Origin of the sequence: Aeromonas sp. FDAARGOS 1406 (assembly GCF_019048565.1) — a bacterium.
In the GTDB taxonomy this organism is placed as follows: domain Bacteria; phylum Pseudomonadota; class Gammaproteobacteria; order Enterobacterales; family Aeromonadaceae; genus Aeromonas; species Aeromonas caviae.
The window spans coordinates 2,244,154-2,263,060 of record NZ_CP077378.1 but is presented as its reverse complement, the minus strand read 5'-3'; the positions used below and the strand labels follow the sequence as shown (position 1 = coordinate 2,263,060).

General features: G+C 63.7%; 15 protein-coding genes. 4 read left to right on the top strand and 11 right to left on the bottom strand.

All coding sequences use genetic code 11. The features are described from left to right. Positions 1-40: 40 nt before the first annotated feature. The 7 genes from I6L36_RS10630 to I6L36_RS10600 form a co-directional block, all read right to left on the bottom strand. A complete protein-coding gene (locus I6L36_RS10630) occupies positions 41-2,788 on the bottom strand; it encodes a collagenase (RefSeq protein ID WP_109112882.1) in 2,748 nt (915 codons plus the stop codon). 176 nt (positions 2,789-2,964) lie between these two features. Continuing rightward, on the bottom strand, positions 2,965-4,365 hold the full coding sequence (gene menE, locus I6L36_RS10625) for an o-succinylbenzoate--CoA ligase (protein ID WP_109112883.1): 1,401 nt from the start codon (positions 4,363-4,365) through the stop codon (positions 2,965-2,967). A gap of 3 nt (positions 4,366-4,368) precedes the next feature. Then, positions 4,369-5,298 carry an o-succinylbenzoate synthase gene (gene menC / locus I6L36_RS10620; RefSeq protein ID WP_109112884.1) on the bottom strand — a complete coding sequence of 310 codons (930 nt, stop codon included), beginning with the start codon at positions 5,296-5,298 and terminating at the stop codon, positions 4,369-4,371. Then, positions 5,298-6,146, bottom strand: a complete 849-nt coding sequence (menB, locus tag I6L36_RS10615; protein WP_010672740.1) for a 1,4-dihydroxy-2-naphthoyl-CoA synthase — start codon at positions 6,144-6,146, stop codon at positions 5,298-5,300. Before menB ends, menC begins: the two co-directional genes overlap by 1 nt. A 4-nt stretch (positions 6,147-6,150) precedes the next feature. Next, entirely contained in the window at positions 6,151-6,915 is a 765-nt protein-coding gene (gene menH / locus I6L36_RS10610) for a 2-succinyl-6-hydroxy-2,4-cyclohexadiene-1-carboxylate synthase (RefSeq protein ID WP_109112378.1), read from the bottom strand. Further along, positions 6,905-8,635 carry a 2-succinyl-5-enolpyruvyl-6-hydroxy-3-cyclohexene-1-carboxylic-acid synthase gene (gene menD, locus I6L36_RS10605; RefSeq protein ID WP_109112377.1) on the bottom strand — a complete coding sequence of 577 codons (1,731 nt, stop codon included), beginning with the start codon at positions 8,633-8,635 and terminating at the stop codon, positions 6,905-6,907. The genes menH and menD overlap by 11 nt, the downstream gene beginning before the upstream one ends. A 33-nt stretch (positions 8,636-8,668) precedes the next feature. Further along, a complete protein-coding gene (locus tag I6L36_RS10600; RefSeq protein WP_109112376.1) occupies positions 8,669-10,000 on the bottom strand; it encodes an isochorismate synthase MenF in 1,332 nt (443 codons plus the stop codon). A 210-nt stretch (positions 10,001-10,210) separates the two neighbouring features. Between I6L36_RS10600 and I6L36_RS10595 the strand changes: the two genes are divergently transcribed. Next, on the top strand, positions 10,211-11,116 hold the full coding sequence (locus I6L36_RS10595; protein ID WP_029313608.1) for a 1,4-dihydroxy-2-naphthoate polyprenyltransferase: 906 nt from the start codon (positions 10,211-10,213) through the stop codon (positions 11,114-11,116). A 202-nt stretch (positions 11,117-11,318) separates the two neighbouring features. Here the strand turns inward: I6L36_RS10595 and I6L36_RS10590 are convergent, their stop codons facing one another. Further along, positions 11,319-12,713, bottom strand: a complete 1,395-nt coding sequence (locus tag I6L36_RS10590; RefSeq protein ID WP_069651995.1) for a PepSY domain-containing protein — start codon at positions 12,711-12,713, stop codon at positions 11,319-11,321. A 255-nt stretch (positions 12,714-12,968) separates the two neighbouring features. Between I6L36_RS10590 and I6L36_RS10585 the strand changes: the two genes are divergently transcribed. Continuing rightward, positions 12,969-13,391, top strand: a complete 423-nt coding sequence (locus I6L36_RS10585; protein WP_069785431.1) for a hypothetical protein — start codon at positions 12,969-12,971, stop codon at positions 13,389-13,391. Between the two features lie 9 nt (positions 13,392-13,400). On the opposite strand, the gene I6L36_RS10580 is transcribed toward I6L36_RS10585, so the two are convergent. Both I6L36_RS10580 and dbpA read right to left on the bottom strand, forming a co-directional pair. Further along, positions 13,401-13,691 (bottom strand): YkgJ family cysteine cluster protein, encoded by a 291-nt coding sequence (locus I6L36_RS10580; protein ID WP_039039772.1) that lies wholly within the window; start codon positions 13,689-13,691, stop codon positions 13,401-13,403. A gap of 85 nt (positions 13,692-13,776) precedes the next feature. Next, a complete protein-coding gene (dbpA, locus tag I6L36_RS10575; protein WP_039039771.1) occupies positions 13,777-15,156 on the bottom strand; it encodes an ATP-dependent RNA helicase DbpA in 1,380 nt (459 codons plus the stop codon). Positions 15,157-15,681: 525 nt separating this feature from the next. On the opposite strand from dbpA, the gene I6L36_RS10570 reads away from it, so the two are divergent. Then, on the top strand, positions 15,682-16,887 hold the full coding sequence (locus tag I6L36_RS10570; RefSeq protein ID WP_010672751.1) for a NupC/NupG family nucleoside CNT transporter: 1,206 nt from the start codon (positions 15,682-15,684) through the stop codon (positions 16,885-16,887). Positions 16,888-17,006: 119 nt separating this feature from the next. Further along, positions 17,007-18,020, top strand: coding sequence for an IS110-like element ISAeca3 family transposase (locus I6L36_RS10565; RefSeq protein WP_052815087.1), 1,014 nt, complete (start codon positions 17,007-17,009; stop codon positions 18,018-18,020). 313 nt (positions 18,021-18,333) lie between these two features. Here I6L36_RS10565 and I6L36_RS10560 read toward each other — a convergent pair whose 3' ends face one another. Beyond that, positions 18,334-18,891 (bottom strand): cytochrome b/b6 domain-containing protein, encoded by a 558-nt coding sequence (locus I6L36_RS10560; protein ID WP_103259422.1) that lies wholly within the window; start codon positions 18,889-18,891, stop codon positions 18,334-18,336. Positions 18,892-18,907 lie beyond the last annotated feature (16 nt).

The following is an 18,907-nucleotide window of genomic DNA, read 5'->3' as shown; positions in this document are numbered from 1 at the left end:
GGGGCGGCCATGGCCGCCCCTTGTCATAGCCGTCTCGTTCTCAGTGGGAAGAGTCGTTGGCCTTGCACTCGTCGGAGTCCTTGTTGGCTTCCCACCAAGGCAGCAGCTCGCGGCCGAGCCACTGCTGGTAGGCCTCGCTGTCATTGGCAATCAGCTGGTCCAGCTCGGCTTCGAAGGCGCTCATGGCCTGCTCTCGATCCGGGCCTCGCAGGGCCCGGGCCATGGCCAGCCAGCTGGCGCTGCGACCGGTTTCGTTCAGGAAGCGGTGCACCGTGTAGGACCAGGAGTAGACCATCTCGCCGCCCTTGTCGTAATCCAGGTGCAGGATGTCGGCCAGGGCCGGACGGTCGTTGGCCGGGCGGCCGGCGACGTTGTCCAGACCGCGGGCGAAGCACTGACCGTGGGCGATGAACTCCGCCAGCCCTTCCGACCACCAGGTGGTGCGGTTGAGCGGGTAGTGGCCGAAGCTGCCGTACTGGTTGAAGCGGCCGTCCAGGTAGTGCACGTACTCGTGGCGCAGGTTCCACACCTGGAACGCAGGGCGTTTCCACTCCGCCTCGTAGGCGAAGAAGCGGGCCTGGTTGCCGGGGCGCGCCGGATCCCCTTCGAGGTAGATGCCGCCGTTGTCGGTGGATACGCCGCCAAACAGAGCACTGCCGTAGCGTTTCCAGTCGGCAGAGGAGTTGAAGAGCACCAGTTCCAGCGCCTCGTTGTGATCATCCGCCACCGGCTGCCAGCCGGTCTCCATCTGCTGGTGGAACTGCTGCTCTTCGGCACCCAGCTCACGACAGATGCCCTCGGCCTGGCTCATGGTCAGGTCCTGGGCCCGCAGGCGCAGGGTCGGTGAGCAGGTGTGCTCGAAGGGCAGCACGTCCTCCACCCGGACAGGGGTGCAGAGCCCGGCGAAGTCACCGCTGATGCAGGCTTCGCTGGTGCGGTCCGTGTAGGTCAGGTAGTAGGTGGAGAGGGTCAGTGACATGTCTGCCAGCAGATCCTGGCTCTGCTGGCCACCGGGGATCAGGTCGTGGTGGCGAACCTGTGCGATGACGGAGTCATCCAGCAGCTTGCGATAGCCGTCGAGCTCGTCCTGTCGGGTGTAGCGGGCGACCCGGTAGAGGCGGGTGTAGGCATCCAGCACGTTGTTGAGCAGGAACAGATCGGCGCCATCCCTTCCTTGCCACAACGCGAGCTCGCTCATGCCGAGGGCGTGCAGCTGCTTGCGCAGCTCGCCATCCTGCTGGCGGAAGTCGTTGGCGAAGGGATCGCTGTAGTCGCTGGCGAAGTCGAGGAAGTTGAGCAGATCGAACAGACCGGTTGCCCAGGCGTGCTGACCGTTGATCTCGCTGGCATGGCGGGTGCTGTAGGCCAGCATCTGGTTGAACTCGCCGAGCAGGGTGCCAAAGCGGCTCTGCACTGCCGGGCTCTTGAACTGACCGTGCAGAGCGATGCTCCAGGCTCCCATGACGGCGCCTACTTCGTCGCTGGCCTGCTCCGGGAAGAGCAGCGGATGGGCACCGAGTGCCGTCAATGCCTCGGCCAGCGCCTCAGCAGCAGCCGGGCCGTCTTCCTTGTGCTTGCCGTAGTTGTGGTAGTTGTGGGCACGCACGTATTCCAGCAGCAGCTTCATGGCCGGATGAGCCGGCTGATTGGCCGCCAGCAGGCTCTGGATGCCGCGCGACACGGCCAGCAGCTTGGTGTCATCGTGACCATAGTTCTCCTGCCAGACCGGTGCGGGCTGGCCACTGGCATCCTGCATTATCTTGGCCGCTTCGGCGTCCAGTAGCTCGGTGCCCGGCAGATCCGTCTCGGAACAGGCGCGGCCGTCGGCACGGCGACAGTCGAGCTGCTCTTCCTTGCTGGCCAGCACGATGGGGCGGTTGAGCACCCGGCTCTCCTGCCACTCGGTTGTTTCCGGCAGGGTCTGCCATTCGCTGCCCCCCACCGGGTATTGATAGCCGGTGTCCTTCAAGACCACCTGCACTTCGCTGCCGGCGGGCAGGGTCTGACGGCACACCCGATAGCTGATGGTCTTGTCCCCTTCCTGACGGGTCTGGGGTTCATCGCACTCCTGTTGGGCCTTTGCCTGTTCCAGCAACCAGGTGTACTGACGCCAGACGTGCAACTCGCTCACCTGCTTGGCGGCCTGGCTGCCCGCGATGGGCTGCAGGCGGAAGAAGATCTGCTCGAGGCGGCCATCCCGTTCATTGGGGGTCTCTTCCAGCACCTTCAATTGCTGCCAGTTTTGCGGCTGGTACTGCCATGCCTGCTCGGCGCAGCGGCCTTCGGCGTTGAGCTCGCAGCGATCCAGCTCCTGCTCGCTGTGACCCAGGATGACCCGCTCAGCCAGCGGCAGACGATCCTGACGCGGCGCGGTCGGGGTGCCCGCCAGCGGCTCCCAGCGGCCCTGCTTCATGCCGTAGCCATAGTCATAGCTGCTGGCCGGGACGGCCTTGCCGGCCGGTACCACCTCTTCACAGCTAAGGTAGCGGATCTGCCAGCCCTGCTCGACCTTGAGCTGCGGCTCGCCGCACAGCTGCTCGGCCAGGGCCGCCAGGTTGGCGTCGCGCCAGTCGAAGCGGCGATACACCCTCAGCTGCTGATAAGAGGCGTCGCCGCTGCGGGCGCTCAGTTCAAAGGTCACTTCGGTGAGGCGATCCCCCAGCTGACGGCTGGATTCGCCTTTGAGTTGATACTGTTGCCAGTAGGAGGGGGAGTAGTTGGCCAGCGCCGAAGTGGCGAGCAGGCTAGGTGCTGCCAGGAGCAGCAGCCGGGGAGAGAGGTGCTTCATCATGATCCCTTTGGTGGATGGAGAGGCGTGGGGACCAGAGAGGTTATTGGGCTCCAAAGGAATATCAATTGGCCAGATGGCGCAGCGAAATGATGCATTCGGGAACAAACAACATAAAAACAGCCCCAAAGGGGGCTGTGTTGATAGCAAGGACTCCGCCCCATATGGGGGAGGCGTCACTCCTCTTGTCGCAAGCTGCGGGCGAGCAGGGTGCGGGAGGGTTTCAGATTGCCGCCGAGATCCGGCCAGGGATGCCACTGGTCCGGCACCATGAAGCCGGGTAACGACAGCCTGATCCAGGCGGCCAGTTCGGCAGGGGGGGCAGGTTCGCCGTGCCAGTCGATGAAGGCGGCGGGGCGCTGCCCCCACTCGTCGCTCGGGATGGGCACCACCAGCGCCTGGGCCACGGCGGGGTGATCCACCAGCCGCTGTTCTATGGTCTCGGGCTGGATGTTCTCCCCTCCCGAGATGAAGAGGTTGTCGAGCCGCCCCTCCACCACCAGATCACCCCCCGGAGTGAGGCGGCCCTTATCCCGGGTGTGGAACCAGCCCTCTTCATCGAGGGGGCGCACCAGCTCGCCTTCCCTGAAATAGCCGGCAAACAGGGTCTCACCGCGCACGCAGATCTCCCCCTGGCGGATGCAGACCTCCCGCCCCAGCAGCGGGCGACCCACCACGCCGGCGGCGCAGGGTTGCCCGGTGCAGACCTGGCTGCCCATCTCGGAGAGGCCATAGCTCACCTTGGGCTCCAGCCCCAGAGCGGTCAGCCGGTTGACCAGGGGCGCCGGGATGGCGGCGCCCCCGAGCAGCAGCTCTCGCACCCGGGTGCGGGATGGGTCGAACCCCTGTGCCAGCAGGCGCCAGAGCTGGGTCGGCACCAGCGAGAGGTGGGTGATGGGCTGATCCTCGAGCCGCGCCTTGAGGGGCCGGGTGCGATCGTCCAGCACCAGGGCGGCTCCCGCCAGGAAGACCCGAAACAGGATGGCGTAACCGCCGACGTGAAACAGTGGCAGGGAGAGCAGCCAGCCGCAGGCTTCGTCCAGGGGGATCAGGGTGGCGGAACCCCGGGCGGAGGCGAGGTGGTTGGCGAGGCGGTGGACCACCGCCTTGGGGGTACCGCTGGATCCCGAGGTGAGGATCATGTTGTTCGGCTGGTCGGGTACCAGCGGGGACTCCCCATCTGCGGCCAGCTCGCCCGTGAAGTCGAGGCTGAGGGCTTGCCAGTCGCCCGCCGGGATCTCGCCTGCCGACCAGAATGCCCGGGCCTCGAGCTGGCTCGCCAGTTCGCTGTGTCTGGTTGCCGGAAAGGCGGGATTGAGGGGGCAGAAGACGATGCCGCTGCGCACGCAGGCCCAGGCCAGCAACACATCCTCCAGGGCGCCGCGCACCACGGCGGCGAGATGATCTCCCCGTTCCAGCCCGGCTCGGGCGAGCTGATTGCACAGGCTGTTGAGGCGCAGGTCGAGGCGCTGGTAGCTAAGAGGCTCCCCGCTGTGGATGGCAATACGATGAGGGGCCAGTGTCGCCCAGCGTCGTACCGGGCAGGTTTCCTGCCGTGGGATCTGACGGGTCACCATGGGTCAGTCACGGTGAAACAGGGGGTCCATCCTGCCCGGATCGGGTTGCCCCTGCTTGTCCAGCAGATCCCTGGCCAGCCAGCGGCGGGTATCGAGGCCAGGGGCCTGATCCGGCGCCCACTCCCCCGCGAGGCGGGCGAGCTGGCCGAGGCCGAGACCGGACTCGAAGCAGGAGGAGACGATCACCTTGAGCTTCAGTTCGCGAGCGCGGGCCACCAGTGCCTCGCTGTTGGCCAGGGCGCCGAGCAGGGTCGGCTTGAGCACCAGGGCGTGCAGTTGCGGGATGGGCTCCCAGGGCTTGCCCTGGGCCAGCAGTTCGTCCAGCGCCACCGGCATGCCGGTGCGGCTGGCGACGAAGGCGATGTCCTCGAAGTCGGCGCACAGATCTTCGAGGTATTCGATGCGATTCGGATCCAGGTGGCCGCAGAAGGCCCAGGCCTCCTCGCGGGTCCAGCCCTGGTTGGCGTCCAGGACCAGCTTGAGGTTGGGGCGCCGATCGAGCAGCAGCCGGATCAGCGCCAGCTCGTCGCGCATGGGGTAGCGGGCTACCTTCAGCTTGGCCTTGAGGGGGGTCTCGTGCAGCCACTGCTTCCAGTTCTTGAGCAGCTCCTGGGGGGAGCCCTGGATCAGCGGATAGGGCTCGGGCAGGGGGGCACCCTGCTCGGGCCAGCTACGACGGGCGCAGTCGAGCCCGAACTGCACCGAGGGCAGCTGTGGCGTCGGGGTCTGTCCCCGCGCCAGCTGCGCCAGACAGTCGAGGGCCTCGGCCTGGGCGTCGGCCAGGGTCTCTTTGGAAAATCCTGGCAGGGGGGCTATCTCCCCCCAGCCATCGTCGATGCGTACCAGCAGGCCCTCGCGCGCTACCTGCAACTGACCGTGAAAGGCCAGGGGCTGGGTAAAGGGCAGTTGGTAGCGGTAGAGGGCGAGTGTCATCAGGGATTCCGCTTGTATTTGGAGAAGTCGGGACGGCGTTTCTCGTTGAATGCGTTGCGCCCTTCCTGACCCTCTTCGGTCATGTAGAACAGCATGGTGGCATTGCCTGCCAGCTCCTGCAAACCGGCCTGGCCGTCGCAGTCGGCGTTGAGGGCCGCCTTCAGGCAGCGCAGGGCCATGGGGCTGTGTTGCAGCATCTCGCGGCACCAGCGCACGGTTTCACGCTCCAGCTCGGCCAGGGGCACGACGGTGTTGACCAGCCCCATGTCGAGGGCCTGTTTGGCGTCGTAGAGGCGGCAGAGGAACCAGATCTCCCGAGCCTTCTTCTGGCCGACGATGCGGGCCATGTAGGAGGCGCCCCAGCCGCCGTCGAAGGAGCCCACCTTGGGGCCGGTCTGGCCGAACTGGGCGTTGTCGGCGGCGATGGTCAGGTCGCACATCATGTGCAGCACGTGGCCGCCACCGACGGCGTAGCCAGCCACCATGGCCACCACGGGTTTGGGGCAGGTACGGATGTCACGCTGGAAGTCGAGCACGTTGAGGTGATGGGTGCCTTCATCGTCCTTGTAGCCACCGTAGTCGCCGCGGATCTTCTGGTCGCCGCCGGCGCAGAAGGCCTTCTCGCCGAAGCCGGTGAGGATGATGGAGCCGACCTTGTCGTCGTAGCGGGCATCGGCCAGGGCTTGCAGCATCTCTTTCACGGTGCGGGGGCGGAAGGCGTTGCGCACCTGGGGACGGTTGATGGTGATCTTGGCAATGCCCTCTGGGGACTTGTGATAGAGGATGTCCTCGTAACCGGCGGAGCAGTCGTGCCACTCGACAGGGGCATAGAGCTCGGCTTCCGTCATTGCTTCAATCATGGATCTTCTCTTCTGGTTGGTGAGCCCACTCCTGCAGGAGCCGGGCAAAGGTATCGGGCTGGCTTGTGTGCAGATTGTGTCCGCCATCCAGAGCCAAGTGTTTGATATTGCAGCCTTGCTTTACCAACTGGCAAGCGAGGGCATGGAATTTGTGATCCCGGTTGCCGGAGACCCACTGCACCGGCAGCCGGGTATCCCGAAGCCAGGGGGCGAGATGCGGCTGCCGCCCCAGGGACGTGGCCCTCAGCATGGCGGCCACGGCCTTGCCGTCGTTGCCAAGGCGGCGTGCGGCCTGGCGGGTGCGGGCATCGTCGTCCAGGTCGGCGAAGACGCCCTGGCGGTACCAGTCGGCAAGCACCCGGGTCAGGGGCTCGCACTCGAAACGCCGGGCCCAGGCTTCATCGTGAGCGATGCGGGCCGGACGTTCACCGGCAGGCAGCCCGGGGTGGCAGTTCTCCAGCAGCAGGGCCTGCAACCCCGCCGGGGAATGGCTGGCGTGATGAAGCGCGAGCCGCCCCCCCAGCGAATACCCCACCAGCCGGTAGTGGGCGATATCCCGCGCGGCCAGCTCGTGGCAGAGCCAGCGATGGGCCTCGTCAAAGCCGCTCACCCGCAGTGCCCGGTTGCGGCCGTGGCCCGGCAGATCCAGGGCATGGCACGGGACGCCGGGCAGGGCCTGGATGACAGGTCGCCAGTCGTCAGCGTCCCCCAGCAGGCCGTGCAGCAGCACCAGCGGCGCGGCGGGATCAGAGACCACGGATAGCGGCTCCCAGTGCCTTGAGATCCTCGGCGACTTCACTGCTCGGTACCTTGATTTCAATCAGGGTTACCCCGTTTTTCAGGGCTGCGGCATAGTCCCGCTCAAATGCGTCGAGGGTGGTGGGGGTCCGGTAGTGCAGGCCGAACATGGCGGCGGCGTGCTCGAAGTGCAGGCCGTGGGGCAGGCAGTAGTAGGTCTCCAGCAGCGCGTCCTGGGTGGGCACAGGCAGCATGCGGAAGATGCTGCCGCCGTCGTTGTTGAGCAGGATCACCACCAGGGGGCGGCTCCCCTTGCCGAGCAGCGCCAGGCTGTTGAGATCGTGCAGGGCGCTGAGATCCCCGAGCAGCAGGGTGGTGGGCTCGCGACTGTCAGGCGGGACCGACTGTGCGAAGCCGTATGCGGTGGCGATAAGGCCATCGATGCCGGAGGCGCCGCGGTTGGTCATCACCCGGCTGGGGCCCTTGCCCACCTCGCCCAGCATGTCCATCAGCCGGGCCGGCATGCTGTTGCCGACGAACAACTGACCCTGGATGAGCTGATTCAGGCGGTGGCACACCCCTAGCTCCGAGAAGCGATCACAGGCGGTGCGGATCTGCTGGCTGATGGCCTGCTGGCGCGCGGCCAACTGGTGCCAGGGCTGCTGCGAATGGGGGATTGGATGGGCGGCCGCAAAGGCGGCGGGGTCGCACACCAGACGACGACGCAGCCGGTAGTCGGGGTCGAGGCGTGCCGGCTGCGGGTCCACCAGCCAGTAATCCTGCCAGGGGTGTTGTTTGATGAACTGGCCGAGGCGCTTGGAGATGAGGCGGGCGCCGAATTGCAGCAGTACCTCGGCGCGGGCCAGCTCGGCCACGAAGTCGCTGTGTTGCAGGGCGAGATCCGTGTGGACGAGGTTGCGATCATCGAAGCGGATCTGGCTTTGCAGATCTGCCAGCAGGGGCCAGCCGAGGCGGTCGGCCAGCTCGGCCACCGCCTTGCCTTGCACCGGATCCTGGATGCGTCCGGCGACGATGACACCGCGCTTGCCCTTCAGCTCCCCCCAGTCCGGCTGGGCGGGGCAGCCCGGCTCGCCCGCCAGCCAGGGGCTCCAGGGCTTGGCCGAGTGCAGCCAGTCGCCGAGGGGCGCCAGGTAATCGGAAAAGTCCAGATAGTGGTCGCCGGGGTAGAGGGGCTCGGGGTACATGCAGTTGAAATGCACCGGCCCCGGGGTGTGCGCCTGTCGGGCCAGGGCCTGATCCACCGAGCTCAGCACGAAGGCCGCCGGAATGGCGGGAGTGGGGCTCGGCAGATTTTGCTGATAGACGGGGTAGCGACCGAAGATCCCCGGCTGATCGATGGCCTGGTTGGCCCCGTTGTCGATGAGCTCGGGTGGCCTGTCGGCAGAGAGAATGATGAGCGGGACCCCGGTGAGCTGGGCTTCTGCCACCGCGGGCCAGAGGTTGGCCACCGCGGTGCCCGAGGTCATGATGACCGCCACCGGGCGGCCGCTCCCCTTGGCCAGCCCCAGCGCCATGAAGCCCAGACCCCGCTCGTCGAAGTGCAGATGGCGGCGAAAGCCCGGGTGGGCTGCGGCGGCCATGGTGAGCGGCGCCGAGCGGGAGCCGGAGGCCAGAGCGATGTCACGTACGCCGAGGCGAAAGAGCTCTTCCAGCAAGAGGGAGGACCAGACATGGTTGAAGGTGGCGTGATGGCTGGCAAAGGCGTGATGCGCGGACATGAAGCTCTCGCAGTGAGGAGTCGGTGAGAAACGCTATCCCAGCAGGGAGAGCACGTTGGCGATCTTGTTGTCGAGTTCGGCCCACTCGGCGGTGGGCTCCGATCCCGCCACTATGCCGGCACCGGCGAACAGGCTGATGCGCGGGCCCCTGATCCGGGCGCTGCGAATGGCGACGGAGAACTCCGAGGTCTCCCGGCTCAGCATGCCGCAGGCACCGGCATACCAGCCGCGATCATGGGGCTCGCATTCACGGATGAAAGCGAGCGCCGCCTCGCGGGGGGCGCCCCCCACGGCGGGAGTGGGGTGCAGGGCAGCCAGCAGTTGCCAGTCGCAGACGCCGGGTTTGAGCTCTGCCTCGATGTCGCACTTGAGGTGTTGCAGCAGCCGCAATTTCAGAATGCGCGGCTCGGTCAGGGTGGCATCGGTCGTGAGGGGGGCCAGGCGGCTGAGAATGTCGGCATGAACCAGCCGGTTCTCCAGCCGGTTCTTGCTGTCGGCCAGCAGCTCGGCGGCCAGGGCCGCGTCGGTCGCCTCATCCCCGGAACGGCGAATGGTGCCTGCCAGCGCCTCGGTAAAGAGGTGGCCCTTCTCCCGGCGGTAGAGGCGCTCGGGGGAGCAGGAGATGAAGCTCTGCTCGGGGGAGAACTGAAAGCCGAAGTGGAAGCACTCTTGGGCGTGGCGGGCCCACTGTGTCAGCAGGGACCAGGGGCAGAGGGGCGCATCGTGCGCCTCGCTCTGGAGCAGACTCTCCCGCGACAGCACCACCTTGGGGGTGCGGGCCTGGAAGTCGGGGGCCGTGACCTGCTCCACCAGGGTCTGCCACTGGGCAGGGCCCGGCAGGTCCTGGCGCTGCCATGGCCGCTTTTGCAGGGCGGGCAGAGGGGCCTCGGGTTGCAGGGCATCGAGCGCCGCCTCGGCGGCGCAGAGTTCGGCTTCGAATGCGTGACCCTCTTCCCGAGCGGGCAGCCAGAGATTGAGGCAGAGGCTGGTGCACTCCCCCCGGCGTACCAGCTCGATACGGGGCAGCACGAAGCGGCAGGGGCCAAAACCCTGCCAGCCGGGCAGATCCGGGTCGAACGCCAGGCCACCGTAGTAGCGAGGGCTGTCTTCACTGGCCGTGCCGGCAAGGTCGCAGACCCGCTGGATATCCTCCGGCCGGGTCAGCTCGTGAATGGCGCCAAGCGCCACGTACTCGGGGCTCTGTTGCCCTCTGGCGTGCCAATAGATGCGGGGGTAGAGCATCTGGGCCGCCAACCAGCCGGGAAAGACGTCGACGTGAGCGGCCACGCGCAGTCGCACGAAACCGCTGACAGTGCTGTGACGCAGGGCGTCCAGTTGTTGTTTGAGGTGGGTCTGAGCCAACATGGATGTCTAGTCTGAGCCGGATAATCGCGATCGCTCCGGGGGAGGATGGCGCAGGTTGATGCCAAAGGGCGACGATTTCCTATATATTATCTGCCCATTCGTCCATGTAAATTGCCCGGGGGAGCCGACGCCCCCGCGCAGCCAAGTATACCTAAATCCGGTTCGATAACCCTTAACACGATCAATATCTGATTGTTTGGCCATCACAATATGACAAATACCTTCTCTGTTTGGTTGCTGGCGGCGCGTTTGCGAACGCTGCCCCTGGCGTGCTCCTCCATCTTGCTGGGCTCGGGGCTGGCAGCCAGCCGGGGAGCGTTTGACGGCACCATCATGGGGCTCTCCCTGCTGACCGCCATCTTGCTGCAAATTCTCTCCAATCTGGCCAACGACTATGGCGATGCGGTCTCCGGTGCCGACAACGGGGAGCGGATCGGTCCCCAGCGCGCCGTGGTTTCCGGCCTCATCACCCGGCACCAGATGTGTGTGGCCATGGGGCTGACCGCCCTGGCGGCCGTGGTGAGCGGCCTCTCCCTGCTGGTCTGCGCCTTCGGGGAGGCGTGGCAGCAGATCCTGACGTTCATCCTGCTGGGGGGAGCGGCCATCGTCGCGGCCATCACCTACACGGTGGGCAAGAGCCCCTACGGCTATCGCGGCTTCGGGGACATCTCGGTATTCCTGTTTTTCGGCCTGCTGGGGGTGCTCGGTTCCTACTACCTCTTCACCCATAGCCTGGAGTGGGACCTGTTGCTGCCTGCCACCGCCTGCGGCCTGCTGGCGACTGCCGTGCTCAACATCAACAACGTGCGGGACATCGAGACCGATGCCGCCAGCGGCAAGATCACCCTGGCGGTACGCCTTGGCCGCAACCGGGCCATCGCCTATCACTGGGTCTTGCTGGGGGCTGCGCTGCTGGCGACCATCGCCTTCCTGCTGACCCAGCCTGCGAGCCTCTGGCCCTGGATCTTCCTGCCCGCCATGAAGCCCCTCACCGATGCCGCCCGTACCCTGCGAGAGAGTTTCGATGGCGAGGTGCTGACCGGCGCCCTCAAGAAGACCGCCATCAGCGCATTTCTGTTCAGCCTGCTGCTCTCCGCCGGGCTGGCGCTCACCTGAGGCCGACGCGTTTGGCAATGAAAAGGGCTCCCGAACGGGAGCCCTTTTTGCTGATGTGTCGATGCGTTGTTGTTCATCAGACCGATGTGATGATCGCCAGGGGAGGAGCATGCCGCCAGGCGAAGGATGATGCCAGGTGATGCAGACGACGAGGGCCCCCGACAGGGAGCCCTCGAGTGCATGAGGCGGGCTTGCCCCTGGGTCAGCTTGCCTGGGCTACGGCCGTGCGGCGAGAGAAGAAGAGACAGTCCAGCAGCCAGATGGCAACCATGGAGGCCCCCACCAGCGGGAAGCAGATCCCGAGCACGACCAGCACCGCGATGGCACTGCCCATGGGAGGCAGCTTGGCGGGCAGGGGCGGGGCGGCGAGGCGACCACTGGGACGGCGGCTCCACCAGATCCAGAGCCCGCTCACCGAGCTTGCCAGAATCATCAGGCAGATGAGCAGCATGACGAGCTGGTGCGGCCAGCCGTAGAGCTTGCCCATGTGCAGCATGACGCCGGTTTCCACCGTCTTGGCGACCGGGCCGTAATCCTGCCAGCGCACGTCGACCAGCACCTTGCCGCTGTATTGGTCGATGTGCAGGGTGGCGTCGTTGCGGGGATCATCGGCAAAGATGGCGATGGTATAGACGCCGGTTTCACCGACCGGGGGGGTGATGCTGTAACCCGGGCTGACCCCACGCTCGCTGGCGATGTCGACCACCTGTTGCAGCGGAATGCGATGGCTGGCCATGACCATGCCCTCGTGTCCGCCGCCATGGGTCATGGCGCTGTGATCATGGCTCTCTGCCGTGGGTTGGGAGCTCGGCATGGGCAGGGTCTCGGCTCCCCAGGAGACGGTCTGTTCGTGAGCCTGGTTGAGGCTGCGGGTGAGGGGGGCCGACTTGGGCACCTCGTTCCACATGGCCGCAGGGAAGCGATTCCAGACGTCGGCGAACTGGCCGCCCCAGAAACCGGTCCAGGTCATGCCCGTCAGCAGCAGCAGCAGCAGGAAACCTGCGCCCCAGAAGCCGACCACGGCGTGGAGATCACGCCACCAGAGACGGCCGCGCTGGTGCATTCTCGGCCAGAGGATGCCTCCCACACCCGGTCCCTTGCGGGGCCACCAGAGATAGAGTCCGCTGACGAGGAGCACGATTCCCCAGCCTGCGGCCAGCTCGATCAGGCGATCACCCGTGGTGCCAAGCATCAGCTCCGCATGGAGAGCGCGCGCCACCGCCTGCAGGTTCCACTTGTTGTCCATGGTACCGAGCAAGGCGCCGTTCGCGGGATCCATGAAGAGGGTCAGCTCCTGCCCTTCACGCATCACGACTATCTGGGCGCTCGCGTCCGCTGCCACCGGGGGCAGGTATTTGCGCAGGCTGGCGTCCGGCATGGCGATGGTTGCCTTGGCCAGCAGCTGGTCGGCACTCAGGGTCTGGGTGGCGGGCGTCACCTTCATCAGCTGGGGGTAGAGCAGGTTGTCCAGCTGCGGCTTGAACAGGTAGACGATGCCGGTGAGGGAGAGCAGGATCAGGAAGGGGGCGACGAAGAGACCGGCATAGAAATGCCAGCGCCAGATCCGTTGGTAATAACTTGCGTCTTGTTGCTTCATCGTTGTTCCCTGGGTGAACGCCAAAAGGTTTCAGTAGGTGGAATGTTTTGAGTGGCGCGGATAATAGCAGCAACGTTTTGTTAACTGCAACAGAACATGTCGAAGAAATGTACATTCCGCCACCGGGGTAAAAACGGGGGTTGAATGGAGCTTTCCGTTCACAATGCGGGGAGCTTCATGGACTTTTCGGGGATAAATTCTTACTTTGTGGCAACACAGGGCATATCAGCCGCAGCGAAGGACTCAAGGCAGGAGGTGAACGTGCAAGCACACGGCCATTTTGAGATGCAGCGACAAGGGCAACTGCTGATCTGTCGGCCGAGCGGCCCTTTCAACCTGGCAGGCGCCATGGCCTATGAGGGCAAGTTCAGCCAACAGATAAGCCGTTTGCAGGGAGCACCCTGGGGCATCGTCGAGGTCGCGACCGAGTTCGAGGCCGCCGGCCCCGAGGTGTTGGCCCGTTTTCGTCGCCAGTTCAACTGGTGCGCCACCCATGGCTGCGCCTTTCTGGCAGTGGTCATGATCGGGGATTTCAAACGTTATCTGGCGGATCACGTCTTCAGCGAGCTTCCCTTTCAGGAGGTGCGCTATTTCGAGGAGGAAGCGCAGGCCATCCACTGGCTGACACAGCGCCTCGAGGGGCTGCAAGGCAAGGAGAACCACGTCAGCACGGGTTGAACTTCCCGTTCATTCCAGCCTGATGAACCACTTGTCCCGCTCGTCGAGGCAGTCGGGCTCCCCCATCTCGAATTCACGGCAGATAAGCGGCCGCACCTCGTAGATGCGACACATCATGGTGTTGCGGTCGAGGGCGGCGCACCAGCCATCTTCCAGTCTGTGCATCACGGGCACTTCTCCTTCCCGCTCCTCGATATAGCGGTCCGGCACGCCGGTGTCGGTGAAGAGCATCACCTCGAGGCGGCAGCAGCAGGCTTCGCAGTTCTGGCAGCTCACATCGCTCTGGATTGCTTGGGTCATGTCACCTGTCTTGCCGCATGGCGGCGAATGATATGAAACAGGCGCCTGTCAGGCGCCTGTGGTCTGGCCGGGAGTGTGAAATACCTTAGCCCAGTTTGCGGGCACGGTAGCTGCGCCCCTTGATCTTGCCTTCCTGCAACCGCTTGAGGGCGGCGCTCGCCACCTGGCGCTTCACCGCCACGTAGGAGTACTGCTCGGAAATCTGGATTTTGCCCACATCGGCCCCGGCAATGCCGCCTTCGCCAGTCAGGGCGCCGAGGATGTCACCGGCACGCACCTTGCTTTTGCGGCCCGCATCGATGGAGAGGGTCACCATCTGCGGCGCGATCGGCTTGATGTCGCGGCCGATCCCGGCCAGGTCGCCCTGGGGAATGGGGGCCTGCTGGTACTCCTCGATGAAGTTGACGCGCTGGGCCTCGTTCGGCTGGTAGAGGCTCAGGGCCAGGCCCTGCTGGCCGGCGCGGCCGGTACGGCCGATGCGGTGCACGTGCACCTCGGGGTCGTAGGTGAGCTCGTAGTTGATGACGGCCCCCAGCTCCTTGATGTCGAGGCCGCGGGCCGCCACGTCGGTGGCGACCAGTATGGTGGCGCTGCCGTTGGCGAAGCGCACCAGCACCTGATCCCGCTCACGCTGCTCCAGATCGCCGTTCAGCGCCAGCGCCGAGAAGCCCTTGGCGGCCAGGTGATCGGCCACGTCGTTGCAGGCGCGCTTGGTGTTGCAGAACACTACACAGGAGCCCGGCTGGTAGTGGCTGAGCAGCCAGGTGAGGGCATCGAGGCGCTGGCCGGCCGGCACTTCATACAACTTCTGTTCGATGGCGCTCTCTTCGTGCAGGGACTCCACGCTCACCTCCACCGGGTTGCGTTGCACGCCGCGGCTCATCTGGGCGATCCCTTCCGGATAGGTGGCGGAGAACAGCAGGGTCTGGCGATCCCGCGGGGCATGGCTGATGACGCGGTTGATGTCTTCGCCAAAGCCCATGTCCAGCATGCGATCCGCTTCGTCCAGCACCAGCGTCTTGAGGTCGTCGAGCTCAAGGGTGCCCTGCTCCAGGTGCTTGAGGATCCGGCCCGGGGTGCCGACGGCGATGTGGGCGCCAAAGCCCAGGGTGGCGGATTGCGGTGCGGTCGGGGTGCCGCCGCACAGGGTCACCAGCTTGACGTTGGGCAGGGTGCGGGCAAGACGGCGGATCTCGGTGGCCACCTGATCCGCCAGCTCGCGGGTCGGACAGAGCACCAGCGCCTGCACGGCCAGCCGGTTGACGTCCAGCTTGGCCAGCAGACCCAGGCCGAAGGCCGCGGTCTTGCCGCTGCCGGTTTTCGCCTTGGCGATCAAATCTTTGCCGTCGAGCACCAGGGGCAGGCTCTGGGCCTGGATCGGGGTCATCTGCAGATAGCCCAGGCTGGCGAGGTTGTCCTGCAGGGCGGAGGAGAGGTTCAGGCTGCTAAATTCGCTGTTGTTCACAAAAGGACTCTATGTCGAAAAATCAGAAATGGGGGGGCGCGGTGCGCAAGGGGGCGCATCATACCAGAATGTGCCGCCGGATGCGGTGAATATTTGAACGGTTGGTGTCATGGGTTGCCGATGGAGGCTTCTGTCTGCGTTGGCGGGCTTGCGGTATGTAAAAAGAGCACAATGGAACAGGGTGGTCATGGCCAGATCATGATGAATGGCGAGAAAACGTTTTTAATTAAACATGTCCTGGTGATGATGAGTCATCGGAGGATGCCATATGGGATATAGCCGTTATGAAATATATACGAATGAGGGATAAAATGAATGAAAGAGCATAACTTATTGTTTTTTATTTATTTTTAAGCTTTCTCAATGACGATTAATAATCATGTGTCTTGGCAATTAATTTAAAAACGTTTGTATTATTCCGCATGCATATTTTTACCGCGGATTGTGATGATTCTCTGATTTTTAAATATGCAGTTCTTTATGATGGCGCCGGTCAAAAATAACAATTCAATGGGTGCTACTGGTATGGAATACGTTCATTTCGTGCTCGGACTCGTGATGGTCCTGGCATTGGCGTTGCTGGCAAACCGCCGCAACTGGAAACAGATCAAGCTGCGTTACATCGGCCAGCTGCTGGTGGTCGAGCTGGCGCTCGCCTGGTTCATGCTCAACTCCGAAGTAGGTCTGGCGGTGGTGGGTGGCTTTGCCGCCGGCTTCACCAAGCTGATGGAGTTTGCCAAGCAGGGGACCGACTTCGTGTTCGGCGGTCTGGTCAACGAAGGGGCCTTCTCCTTCTTCCTGATGGTGCTGATGCCCATCGTCTTCATCTCCGTGTTGATCGGCATTTTGCAGTACATCCGTCTGCTGCCCATCGTCATTCGTGGCATCGGCACCGTGCTGGCCAAGATCAACGGCATGGGCAAGCTGGAGTCCTTCAACGCCATCAGCTCCATGATCGTCGGTCAGTCCGAGAACTTCATCGCCCTCAAGAACATACTGCCGCACCTGAACGAGAAGCAGATGTACACCCTGGCGGCGACGGCCATGTCCACCGTCTCCATGTCCATCGTCGGTGCCTACATGCAGCTGATCGAGCCGCGCTACGTGGTGGCCGCGCTGGTGCTCAACATGTTCAGCACCTTCGTGGTGCTCTCCCTTATCAACCCCTACGAGCCCGACAATACCGTGACCGATGCCAAGGCGCTGGCCGAGGGTGACGAGCACCACACGCCGAAGAAGGAGAACTTCTTCGAGATGCTGGGGGAATACATCATGGCCGGTTTCACCGTGGCGGTGATCGTCGGTGCCATGCTGGTGGGCTTCATCGCCCTGATCGCCCTCATCAACTACCTGTTCGAGGCGGCGTTTGGCGTCAACTTCCAGCACGTCATGGGCTACATCTTCTATCCTGTTGCCTGGATCCTGGGCATCCCGGGCAGTGAAGCGCTGCAGGCCGGCTCCATCATGGCGACCAAGCTGGTGACCAACGAGTTTGTGGCCATGATGGATCTGGGCAAGATTGCCGCCGAGCTCTCCCCGCGCACCGTCGGCATCCTCTCCATCTTCATGGTGTCGTTCGCCAACTTCAGCTCCATCGGCATCATTGCCGGTGCGGTGAAGGCGCTCAACGAAGAGAAGGGCAACATGGTTTCCCGCTTCGGTTTGAAGCTGGTCTATGGCTCCACCCTGGTGAGCCTGCTCTCCGCCGTTATCGCCGGTGTGATGATCTAGGTCCTCCCCCCGCGCTGCTCATGACGACCCCCTGCCTTGGCAGGGGGTCTAATGAGATGGTCACCCCCACCCTGTGAGCGGTACGCTGACAGGGTGTTTTTCTTTCAGGAGAGGCCATCATGGAAAACGTTGCGCTTATTGGTATTGATCTCGGTAAACACTCTTTTCACATTCACTGTCAAGACCGGTTCGGCAAGGCTCTTCTTCGCAAGAAGTTCAACCGGACAAAGCTCATCGAATCCCTCGCAACTTTTCCTGTATGCACCATCGTCATGGAGGCATGTGCCGGAGCCCATTACATGGCTCGTCGGCTGGCTGAATTTGGGCATGAGAGTAAGCTCATTTCGCCTCAATTCGTGCGCCCATTCGTCAAGAGCAACAAGAACGACTTCATCGATGCTGAAGCTATTTGCGAGGCCGCCTGCCGTCCCTCCATGCGGTTTGTAACGCCCAAGACCGAAAGCCAGCAAACGTTGGGAGCACTGCATCGTGTGCGCGAATCGTTTGTGCGCGATCGGGTTAAGGCATCGAACCAGATACACGGCTTTTTACTCGAATTTGGCATCAGTCTGCCCGTCGGTCATGCCGCCATCAAGCGCCTGCCTTCTGTGATGGCTGAACACGAGTTACCAGCGCGACTGATTACCATGTTGGAGAGGCTGCATGCCCATTTCAAGTATCTGGAGCAGCAAATTGCCGAGATCGACAAGGAACTGGCCAGCCAGCTTGGCGATGACGATCTTGGTCAGCGTCTGATGACAATCCCTGGTGTCGGCCCGATCACTGCCAGCGTGTTGGCCGCCGAGCTCGGTGACGGAAAACACTATCGATGTAGTCGTGATTTCGCGGCGTCAGTCGGATTGGTGCCACGCCAGTACAGTACTGGGGGCCGGGCAAACCTGAAGGGTATCAGCAAGCGTGGCGACAAAAATCTTAGACGATTGTTGGTGCAATGTGCACGAGCCTATATGCAACGGCTAGAGCGGCAAACGGGACGATTGGCTGATTGGGTCAGGTCTATGTTGACTCGGCGACATTCGAATGTTGTGGCTTGTGCACTAGCCAACAAGTTGGCCCGCACGGCTTGGGCGCTGGCGGCACGGCATACCGAATTTCGGGCAATGCCAACCTGACGCGCCCCTATTTACTTTTGTACTGACACACCCACCTGGTTTTGCGACTGTGATATTGGATGACGTGAACGGCATACCGGCCTGACTGATAACCTGGTAAAAGAATAGGCTTTCTAGGCCGAGGGTCTTTTTAGGACAGTCAGGCGCGATTCTCATCGTGGCGCGGAGAACATTCTCCATCAAGACGCCGGATAGATTTAAGCAAGCCAACCACAACACCCGAAATCAAGGTTGCAAAAAAGGGGGTGACCATAGATTTTTTTGGGCAGATGAGCGGGTGAACAGAGGAGGGGACTGGTCGGCAGCCCGGCCATCAAGCGCGGGGGTCTTCCACCTTGATGTTGGCGGGGACCCGCTTTTTGCCCAGCACCATGGCGCGGACCAAATCGCTGCGGGTGAGGCGATCGGTCAGGAGTACCACTGCCGCATGGACGCCAACGGCGGCCATCAGGGTGTTGGCGATGATGCCGTGCAGCTCCTCCAGCCACTCCTCGCCCCAGAAGGCATCCCAGGTGGTGAGCCAGCCGGTGACGACGGTCCCGACCAGGGACAGCAGCAGCAGCCAGATCATCAGGGAGCCGACCGGATTGTGGCCGAGGTAGTAGGGGTGGCGCCCCTGGGCGAGCTGGCGCAGGTAGTAGCGGACCCGGGCAGGGGTTGGCCACCACTGGCCGAAGCGGGCGTAATAGGGGCCGATCAGCCCCCACAGTAGGCGGATGATGAGCAGGATGCCCACCGCGTAGCCAGCATATCTGTGGGGTTTGCTGCCCTCTTCCAGCACGAAGAAGTTGAGCAGGCAGAGGGTGACGGTCGCCCAGTGAAACACCCGGATGAGGGGATCCCAGACTTTCACTTCGGAGGCAGGTGTCATGGCAAGGCTCCATGGT

Excerpts from the sequence above, each read along its gene's own strand:
- I6L36_RS10580 (WP_039039772.1), bottom strand. The coding sequence starts at position 13,691 with ATGACCCAAGCAATCCAGAGCGATGTGAGCTGCCAGAACTGCGAAGCC.
- I6L36_RS10570 (WP_010672751.1), top strand. The coding sequence starts at position 15,682 with ATGGAATACGTTCATTTCGTGCTCGGACTCGTGATGGTCCTGGCATTG.
- menB (WP_010672740.1), bottom strand. The coding sequence starts at position 6,146 with ATGACGGAAGCCGAGCTCTATGCCCCTGTCGAGTGGCACGACTGCTCC.
- I6L36_RS10600 (WP_109112376.1), bottom strand. The coding sequence starts at position 10,000 with ATGTTGGCTCAGACCCACCTCAAACAACAACTGGACGCCCTGCGTCAC.
- menC (WP_109112884.1), bottom strand. The coding sequence starts at position 5,298 with ATGACACTCGCCCTCTACCGCTACCAACTGCCCTTTACCCAGCCCCTG.
- I6L36_RS10560 (WP_103259422.1), bottom strand. The coding sequence starts at position 18,891 with ATGACACCTGCCTCCGAAGTGAAAGTCTGGGATCCCCTCATCCGGGTG.
- menD (WP_109112377.1), bottom strand. The coding sequence starts at position 8,635 with ATGTCCGCGCATCACGCCTTTGCCAGCCATCACGCCACCTTCAACCAT.
- I6L36_RS10565 (WP_052815087.1), top strand. The coding sequence starts at position 17,007 with ATGGAAAACGTTGCGCTTATTGGTATTGATCTCGGTAAACACTCTTTT.
- I6L36_RS10595 (WP_029313608.1), top strand. The coding sequence starts at position 10,211 with ATGACAAATACCTTCTCTGTTTGGTTGCTGGCGGCGCGTTTGCGAACG.
- I6L36_RS10630 (WP_109112882.1), bottom strand. The coding sequence starts at position 2,788 with ATGAAGCACCTCTCTCCCCGGCTGCTGCTCCTGGCAGCACCTAGCCTG.
- I6L36_RS10590 (WP_069651995.1), bottom strand. The coding sequence starts at position 12,713 with ATGAAGCAACAAGACGCAAGTTATTACCAACGGATCTGGCGCTGGCAT.
- menE (WP_109112883.1), bottom strand. The coding sequence starts at position 4,365 with ATGGTGACCCGTCAGATCCCACGGCAGGAAACCTGCCCGGTACGACGC.